7 protein-coding genes are annotated in these 8,455 nt (G+C 63.7%); all 7 read right to left on the reverse strand.

Annotated elements, in window-relative coordinates:
* Positions 1-29 precede the first annotated feature (29 nt).
* Positions 30-197 carry a 50S ribosomal protein L33 gene (rpmG, locus tag AC1DX0_RS26410; RefSeq protein ID WP_006201775.1) on the reverse strand — a complete coding sequence of 56 codons (168 nt, stop codon included), beginning with the start codon at positions 195-197 and terminating at the stop codon, positions 30-32.
* A gap of 154 nt (positions 198-351) precedes the next feature.
* On the reverse strand, positions 352-810 hold the full coding sequence (locus AC1DX0_RS26415; protein ID WP_477357377.1) for a YqfO family protein: 459 nt from the start codon (positions 808-810) through the stop codon (positions 352-354).
* 93 nt (positions 811-903) lie between these two features.
* Entirely contained in the window at positions 904-2,082 is a 1,179-nt protein-coding gene (locus AC1DX0_RS26420; RefSeq protein WP_477357379.1) for an MFS transporter, read from the reverse strand.
* A gap of 78 nt (positions 2,083-2,160) precedes the next feature.
* The gene (locus tag AC1DX0_RS26425; RefSeq protein ID WP_477357381.1) at positions 2,161-2,901 is read right to left on the reverse strand and encodes an NUDIX hydrolase; all 741 of its coding nucleotides are present in this window, start codon (positions 2,899-2,901) and stop codon (positions 2,161-2,163) included.
* 73 nt (positions 2,902-2,974) lie between these two features.
* Positions 2,975-3,427 carry a DUF983 domain-containing protein gene (locus AC1DX0_RS26430; RefSeq protein WP_477220317.1) on the reverse strand — a complete coding sequence of 151 codons (453 nt, stop codon included), beginning with the start codon at positions 3,425-3,427 and terminating at the stop codon, positions 2,975-2,977.
* Positions 3,427-5,733 (reverse strand): ribonuclease R, encoded by a 2,307-nt coding sequence (gene rnr / locus AC1DX0_RS26435; protein ID WP_477357383.1) that lies wholly within the window; start codon positions 5,731-5,733, stop codon positions 3,427-3,429. The genes AC1DX0_RS26430 and rnr overlap by 1 nt, the downstream gene beginning before the upstream one ends.
* Before the next feature lie 6 nt (positions 5,734-5,739).
* Positions 5,740-8,361 (reverse strand): type I DNA topoisomerase, encoded by a 2,622-nt coding sequence (topA, locus tag AC1DX0_RS26440; protein WP_477220319.1) that lies wholly within the window; start codon positions 8,359-8,361, stop codon positions 5,740-5,742.
* Positions 8,362-8,455: the final 94 nt, after the last annotated feature.

Consider the following 8,455-nt stretch of genomic DNA (forward strand, 5'->3'; position numbering starts at 1 on the left):
GTTTTTGTTTGCAAAGGGGAAAACCCAGATTACTTGATCTTGGTTTCCTTGAATTCGACGTGCTTCTTGGCGACCGGGTCGTACTTGCGGAACGACAGCTTGTCAGTCTTGGTACGGCTGTTCTTGCTGGTCACGTAGAAGAAACCGGTGTCGGCGGTCGACAGAAGCTTGATCTTGATGTTTGCGGCTTTGGCCATGATCTCAGTCCGTTATGTTCGTGGGGTTTTGGCCGCTGGAGCACGGGAAAACACCCGGACGCGGGAAACTTGGCGCGACACATAAAGAACGTGCCTGGAAAGTCAAGCCCGGCGAACCCGATGTGGCCCGCCCAGGCTGCCCATTACGCGTAAATCAGGCGTTTTCCGCCTCCGATACCGCAACCTTCTTCCAGTCTCCGGTCGTGTTCCACCARCGATTCGGATTGGCGCGGTCGTCCAGCCCCTTGGAGCGGCTGGCGAGGATCGGTTGGATGCGGATCACCGGCTCCTGATAGGAATGSGCCTGGAAAATKGCCTCGACSACSCGGSWGGCCAGYGCCTGGTCGTCRGGCARTTCGAATGAAATCTCGACCGTGCCCGGGCGGCGGCGCAATTCGGTTTCGGCACCGGCCGTGGCCCCCTCAAGCGGCCTGTAGCGCTCGATGCCGTGCGCCGACTGATAGGCGTTGCGGTCATACTTGCCCATGGCCAGCGGGGCGATCGCAACCACCGCGTCCATGATGCGRTCRACATCSGCGGCCGGSGCCTGRAAGGTCACMAGCAGCAGAAGCGTCATGCGMASGGATGTGGTTTCAAAGCCGCTGTCGATCATGGGAGTGTCCTCAACTTCCGATGTTTTTGGGACACTCTTCTAACCCAGCGCTCCTGACACGGTTCTGTCAGCAGCGGTGGCTGTGACAAAGAGTCAAAGCAGAATCTTGCGCACGAGCCTGATACCGACCAACGCCATATAGGCGGCGAAGAACAGGCCGAGCGACCAGCCGAAACCGGACGGACCGAACGCATCCATGCCGATGCCGATCGCCTGCGGGCCAAGCACCATGCCGACGCCATAGCAAAGCACGAAGGCGGCGTTGGCGGATGCCAGTTCGTGGCCGGAAAGCTGCGAGCCGAGATGGGCAAGGCCGATCGTGTACATGGCAGCGACCACGCCGCCCCAGACGAACAGCAGGGCGGCCATCAGGTGCCAGTTCTGGGCAAAGAAGGGCATGAACACTGTGCCGACGAGGCCGACGGTGGCGCAGGCAAGCAGCAGATAACGGCGATCGCTGACGCGATCGCTGATCATGCCGATCGGGATCTGCAGCAGCACGTTGCCGAGGCCGATCATGGTCAGCAGCARSGCSGCGTCGGCYTCGGARTAGCCGATGCGGTTRCCRTAGAYMGGGAACAGCGCGAAGCCGCCGGTTTCGACCGCACCGAAGACCAGCACGGCGGCGGTCGCCGACGGCACCAGCCAGATGTAGCGCAGGAAATTGCTGGTTTCGCCATCGGCCACAATGGTGGGGCTTTCGTTGCGCGCGGCCAGCACCGGTATGGCGGCGAGCGTCACCAGTACGATGATGACGCCGAACGGCCTGAAGCCGGAGCTGCCGAGATGGGCGAACAGCCATGGTCCGGCGGCAAAACCGAGCGACAGGACGGTGGCGTAGATACCAAGCACAAGGCCGCGCCGGTGCGGCGGCGCCGAGGTGCTGATCCAGAATTCCGACAGGATGAACAGCACCGTCAATGCGATATGCAGCACGATGCGCAGCGGAAACCACATCCAGAAGTCGGGTGCGAAATGGAAGCCGACGAAGGCGAGCGCGCCTGTGGCAATCATGGCGATCATGGTCCAGGCGACGCCAAAGCGCATGGCGAGTGGCGTGGCGAGCGGCGCGCCGGCGATCGAGGCCAAGCCGGCGACAGCCGTGTTGAGGCCGATCATCGAAGCCGAGTGGCCGCGCGTTTCCAGGATGACGCTGAGCAGCGGCATGCCGAGGCCAATGGCGATGCCGACGACGCTGATCGACGAGATCGCCGCCACCATCGGCAGCCAGTGTACGCGTTCGTCGCCCTGTGGTTGGGTATCGACCGTCATGRGATGCTGAATACTCTGTCTCTTTGATCTTGCGCAATTGCCGTGGGAAAACCGCGTCACACTTTTCCTGGGATTGCTCTACAGAAGTTCGCGGGTGAAGCGGTTGCGGACAAGCCGGTAGAAGGGGACGGGACCGCCCGGACGCAATAGTGGATCATGGATAAGGCGCTTTTCCAGCTCGTCCAGGATCATTCGGGTGATGTCGGGTATGTCGGCTTCCCTGGCCTTGGCAAGCGGCAGCCAGACCAGTTCCTCGAGTTCGTTGGTCGGTCCGCCATCAGGCAGTTCGACGGCGACATCGTTGCGCCAGGCGCTRARGAAGCGCGTGTCGAAGCGGCGYACCCGGTTGGGCGGGGTGATGGCGCGSGCRATGAASCGCAGCGYYKCSAGCGAAGGYSTCACGCCGTGCTCGACAAAGCCTTGCCAGTCACGCTTGTCGGTCGCAAAGGCGGCCTTCTGCCCGATCAGCAGCCCGGCTTCCTCATAGGTCTCGCGAATTGCGGACAAGGCGACGGCGCGGGCACGCGCAGCACTGGTGCGGCCGGGGCCGGCAAGCAGCTTTGCCTCCTCGTCGCGATGCAATGCGGTGGCCGTCGCGATGCGGCTGTCGGCCGGATCGGTGCGGCCGCCGGGAAACACGAATTTTCCAGGCATGAAGGCGTGGCCGGCGTGACGGCGGCCCATCAGCACCAGCACCTCGTCGCCCTTGCGGTCGAGAAGAATCAGGGTCGCGGCGTCACGCGGACGCAAAGGCCGGCCGCTATGCGCGGCAAGACCCTTGTCGAGCTTGTCGACAGCCGCCTTGGTCATTGCTTCCATGCGCTGGACCTAGCGGAAACTTCTTGCAAACGAAAGTGGCCTTCCACGGTCGGTATGTTGCGCCAGCGGCGCTTCAGGCGCCGTTGTGGGACTCCGTCCCATCCTTTTCGCCACCGAATCCGTGCATATAGAACGCCCATTGCAATCCGATGACGGCGCCTTTGACGGGCTGCAGCAGCGCAACCGACAAAACGATGGTCAAGGGCACCCAGATGGCGATGTGCTGCCAGGTGGTGAGCGTCGAGGTCGCTTCGACGCCCATGAAGGCGCCAAGAACGATGTGGCCGACAATGACGATGACCAGATAGGCCGGCAGGTCGTCGGCGCGATGGTGATGGATTTCCTCGCCGCAGACGCTGCAGGTCTCGACGGTCTTGGTGAAGCTGCGGAACAGCTTGCCTTCGCCGCAATTCGGGCAGCGGCCCAAGAGGCCGCGCTTCATCGCCGTCCACAGCGGGCGGGCAACCCGGCCCGAGTGATGTTCGCCGCCGAAAACCTGTTCTTGTATCCCTAGTTCATTTGGCATCATCGTCTCCTGCCGCGCGAACCCGGTCGCGATTGCGACGCACGGGCGCGGCCCTTAGCCTTGTGAAACGACTTGCTGGAGCCTGGCAGGGGCTTCGGGTCGGTCAACATCTCGAAGCGCATCGCGCCAGCCATTGGCGCCACCTCGATGAGCCGAACCTCGACGCGGTCCGCGAGTTGGTAGCCTTTGCCCGAGCGTTCTCCGAACAGGGAGCGGGCCGTTTCGTCATATATATAGTAATCGCCGCCCAGAGTTGACACCGGGATGAAGCCATCTGCGCCAAACTGCGGCAATTGGACAAATAGTCCTGATTTGGTGACGCCGGAGATGCGAGCGTCGAAACGATCGTCGATGCGCTCGGCGAGATAAGCGGCAATCAGCCGGTCGACCGTGTCGCGCTCGGCCGCCATGGCGCGCCGTTCGGTGCCGGAGATCAAGACCGCAACGTCTTCGAGCCGCGCCTCCTCATCTTGCGTCAGCCCTCCCGGACCGAGGCCGAGTGCGGCGATAAGCCCGCGATGCACGATCAGGTCGGCGTAGCGGCGGATCGGCGAGGTGAAATGCGCGTAGCGCTTCAGGTTGAGGCCGAAATGGCCGATATTCCCAGGCGAATATTCGGCCTGGCTCTGCGAGCGCAGCACCACCTCGTTGACCAGCGCCTCATTGTCGGCGCCGCGCACGCGTTCCAGAATGCCGTTGAACTGGCTGGGCCGCATCTGCGCGCCGCGCGCCAGCGACAGGCCGAGCGTCTGCAGGAACTCGCGCAGCGATTCCTGCTTGGCGAGCGACGGCGCATCGTGGACGCGGTAGACCAGCGCCTGCTTCTTCGCCTCCAGCGTCTCGGCGGCGGCGACATTGGCCTGGATCATGAATTCTTCGATCAGCTTGTGGGCGTCSAGCCGTTCCGGCACGATGACGCGATCGACCGTGCCATCCGGCTTGAGCAGGATCTTGCGCTCCGGCAGGTCGAGTTCGAGCGGCTGGCGGCCGTCGCGTCCGCGCTTGAGGATCGCATAGGCATCCCATAGCGGCTTCAGCACCGTGTCGAGGATCGGGCCAGTCTTGTCGTCGGGCGCGCCGTCGATCGCCGCCTGCGCCTGCGGGTAGGCAAGCTTCGCCGCGGATTTCATCATCACGCGGTGGAAGGAGTGCCTGATCTTGTGACCATCGGCGGAGAAGGTCATGCGCACAGCGAGCGCCGGCCGATCCTGGCCCTCGCGCAGCGAACAGAGGTCGTTGGAGATGCGCTCGGGCAGCATCGGAACGACGCGATCGGGGAAATAGACCGAATTGCCGCGCTTSAGCGCYTCRCGGTCSAGTGCCGTGCCATAGCGGACRTAGGCGGCGACATCGGCGATGGCGACGGTGGCRATSACGCCGCCGGGGTTCTTYTCRTCRAGATCSGGCGTCGCGAAGACCGCGTCGTCATGGTCCTTGGCGTCGGCCGGATCGATGGTGACCAGCGGCAGGTCGCGCCAGTCCTCGCGGTGATCCATCGTTGCCGGCTTGACGGCTTCGGATTCGGCGATGACATCGGCCGGGAAGATGTGCGGAATGTCGTGGGCGTGGATGGCGATCATCGAGACCGCTTTCTCGCTGGTCAGCGAACCCAGCACGTTGAGCACCTTGGCGCGAGGAAGCCCAAAGCGGGAGGCSCGMGCCGGCTCGACCTCGACCAGGTCGCCGTYCTTGGCGCCGTTCTGGAATTCCTTGTCGACGATCAGCTCSGGCTGGCGSCGCTCKACCGGYTCGATGCGRAAGGTGCCGTCCTGMAGCACGCGRAAGAYGCCKAGWACSGCRTCGGTGCGCTTCTCGAAGATCTTCATCACCCGSCCGGTATAGGCGGGGCCGGWCGSKTCATYGGTCGGRAAGGTCTTGGCCAGMACGCGRTCACCGATGCCCGGTGCYGGGCCATTGCCGCTGCGCGASACRCGGATCGAGACSACGGGCGGYTCGCCRGKGCCGACRGCCTCSGCCGGATGCGCCAGCARGATGCCGTCGCCGTCGCGGCCAAARATGTCGAGCACGGCGACATGGGGCAGGGCGCCGACGCGGGCCAACCGCTTGCGTTCCTTGGTGAGCACGCCTTCATCCTGCAGGTCGCGCARGATRTCCTTCAGCCAGATGCGRTCGTCRCCGCGCAGCGCRAACGCCTTGGCGATSTCGCGCTTTCCGGCACGGTCGGGATTTTCGGCGATGTAGCGCAGGATTTCGTCGCGCGASGGSCTRTAGTCGTCCTTGACCTTGGCTCTCGTGTCGGCGGTGCGTGGATCGCCGTGGCTTCGTCCGGTGATCCTGCGCGCCACGCCGTCCTACCCTTTTTTCTTCGCCGCCGGCTTCTTGGCGGCTGTTTTCTTCGCTGCAGGCGCCTTGGCCGCCGCTGCCTTGCGGAACGGCTTCTTGCCGCCACCGCCCTTGGCTTCCTTCTCGGCAATCAGCGCCAGCGCATCTTCAATCGTCACAGATTGCGGATCCTTGCCCTTGGGCAGCGTGGCGTTGACCTTGCCGAAATTGACGTAAGGCCCGTATTTGCCGTCGCGCACGACGATCTTGCCGCCGCCATCGGGATGGTCGCCGAGTTCCTTCAGCGCAGCCGCAGTGCCGCTATTGCGGCCGCCCTTGGCCTTGGACTGCTTTTCGGCAATCACCGTGACGGCGCGGTTGAGGCCGATCGAGAACACATCCTCGATGCTGTCGAGATTGGCATAGGTGCCGTCATGCAGCACAAACGGGCCGTAGCGGCCGAGCCCGGCCGAGATCATCTTGGCGGATTCGGGATGCTTGCCGATATCGCGCGGCAGTGCCAGCAGGGCGAGCGCCTTTTCGTGGTCGATCGACTCGGGCGTCCAGCCCTTGGGCAGGCTCGAGCGCTTGGCTTCCTTGCCGTCGCCGCGCTGCAGGTACGGGCCAAAGCGGCCTGAGCGAAGCGTGATTTCCTCCGCCGTGTAAGGGTCCTTGCCGAGCACCTTGGTGCCGTCCTCGCCGCCGCCATTCTCGCCATTCGGGTTGGCGGCGTCGCCGAGCTGGCGGGTGAAGGAGCATTCGGGATAGTTCGAGCAGCCGACAAAGGCGCCGAACTTGCCGAGCTTCAGCGACAGATTGCCGGAGCCGCATTTCGGGCAGATGCGGGGGTTCGAACCGTCTTCCCTTGTGGGGAACACCAGCGGCGCCAGTTCCTCGTTCAGCGCATCGAGCACGTCGGTGACGCGCAGTTCCTTGATGTCGGCGACAGCTCCCGAAAAATCCTTCCAGAAATCGCGCAGCACGTCTTTCCAGGCGAGCTTGCCGTCGGAGATCTCGTCGAGCTTCTCCTCGAGCGACGCGGTGAAGTCGTATTCGACATAGCGCTCGAAGAAGCTTTCCAGGAAGGCCGACAACAGGCGGCCCTTGGCCTGCGGCACCAGCCGGCGCTTGTCGATCGTGACGTAGTCGCGGTCCTCGAGCGTCTTCAGGATCGCGGTGTAGGTCGACGGACGGCCGATGCCGAGCTCTTCCAGCTTCTTGATCAGCGTCGCCTCGGAATAGCGCGGCGGCGGCTCGGTCGTGTGCTGGGTGGCGTTGATCGCCTGGCGGGCAAGCTGCTCGCCGGCGCGGATTTCGGGCAGACGACGGTTTTCCTCGTCTTCCGCGTCGTCTTCCTTTTGGTCGGTGTAGGCGGCGATGAAGCCGTCGAAGCGGACGACCGAACCGACGGCACGAAGCTCGGCGGTGCGGGCGCCGTTCACTGCTTCGATCTCTACGGTGGTGCGCTCGATCTCGGCCGGCTGCATCTGGCTGGCGATGGCGCGCTTCCAGATCAACTCATAGAGCCGCATCTGGTCGGAATCGAGATATTGCCGGACCGATGCTGGGGTGCGCATGAAATCCGTCGGGCGGATGGCTTCGTGCGCTTCCTGGGCGTTCTTGGCCTTGGCGGTGTATTGGCGCGGCTTTTCCGGCAGGTATTTCGGGCCGAACTCCTTGGCGATGGCGTCGCGGGCAGCGTCGATCGCCTCCGGCGCCATCTGCACGCCGTCGGTTCGCATATAGGTGATCAGGCCGGTGGTCTCGCCGCCGATCTCCATGCCTTCATACAGCCGCTGCGCCACCTGCATTGTGCGCGTGGCGGAGAAGCCTAGGCCCGACGAGGCAGCCTGCTGCAGCGTCGAGGTGGTGAAGGGCGGGCCTGGATTGCGCTTGGTCGGCTTGGCTTCGACGGACAACGCCTTGAAGGTCGCGCCTTCAAGCATTCCCTTGATGTCGTCGGCTTGCGCCTTGTTGGCAATGTCGAGCTTTTGCAGCTTCTTGCGCTCAAAGGCGGTCAGCCGCGCTTCGAATGTGTCGTTGCGCGGCGTGCCCAGCAGAGCGGCGATCTGCCAATATTCCTCACGGATGAAGCGTTCGATCTCGGATTCACGGTCGCAAACCAGGCGCAGCGCTACCGACTGGACGCGACCGGCGGAACGGGCGCCCGGCAGTTTGCGCCACAGCACCGGCGACAGCGTGAAGCCGACGAGATAGTCGAGCGCCCGGCGGGCGAGATAGGCATCGACCAGCGGMGCATCGATCTGGCGCGGATTGGCCATGGCTTCCAGCACCGACGACTTGGTGATGGCGTTGAAGACGACGCGGCTGACCGACTTGTCCTTCAGCACGCGCTTCTGCTTCAGCACTTCCAGCACATGCCATGAAATGGCTTCGCCCTCACGATCCGGATCGGTGGCGAGGATCAGGCCGTCGGCATCCTTGACCGCCTTGGCGATGTCGGCGAGGCGCTTGCCCGAAGCGGTATCGACCGCCCAGGACATGGCGAAATCCTCATCCGGACGCACCGATCCATCCTTGGCCGGCAAATCGCGGACATGGCCGAACGAGGCCAGAACCTTGTAGTTCCTGCCGAGGTATTTGTTGATTGTCTTCGCCTTGGCCGGCGATTCGACGACGACGACGTCCATGAGGTCTCATATCAGCTGTGGTGCGGCAGAAGAATTCCGCTGCGCGCGACGAAATCTCGTTCTATTTGTCGCTCACATGGCCGCGCTTTTGCAT

This window comes from Mesorhizobium sp. P3_A9, from assembly GCF_056402975.1.

Bases quoted from the DNA above. Each gene is read 5' to 3' on its own strand.
- AC1DX0_RS26430 (WP_477220317.1), bottom strand. From the start codon at position 3,427: ATGCCAAATGAACTAGGGATACAAGAACAGGTTTTCGGCGGCGAACAT.
- rpmG (WP_006201775.1), bottom strand. From the start codon at position 197: ATGGCCAAAGCCGCAAACATCAAGATCAAGCTTCTGTCGACCGCCGAC.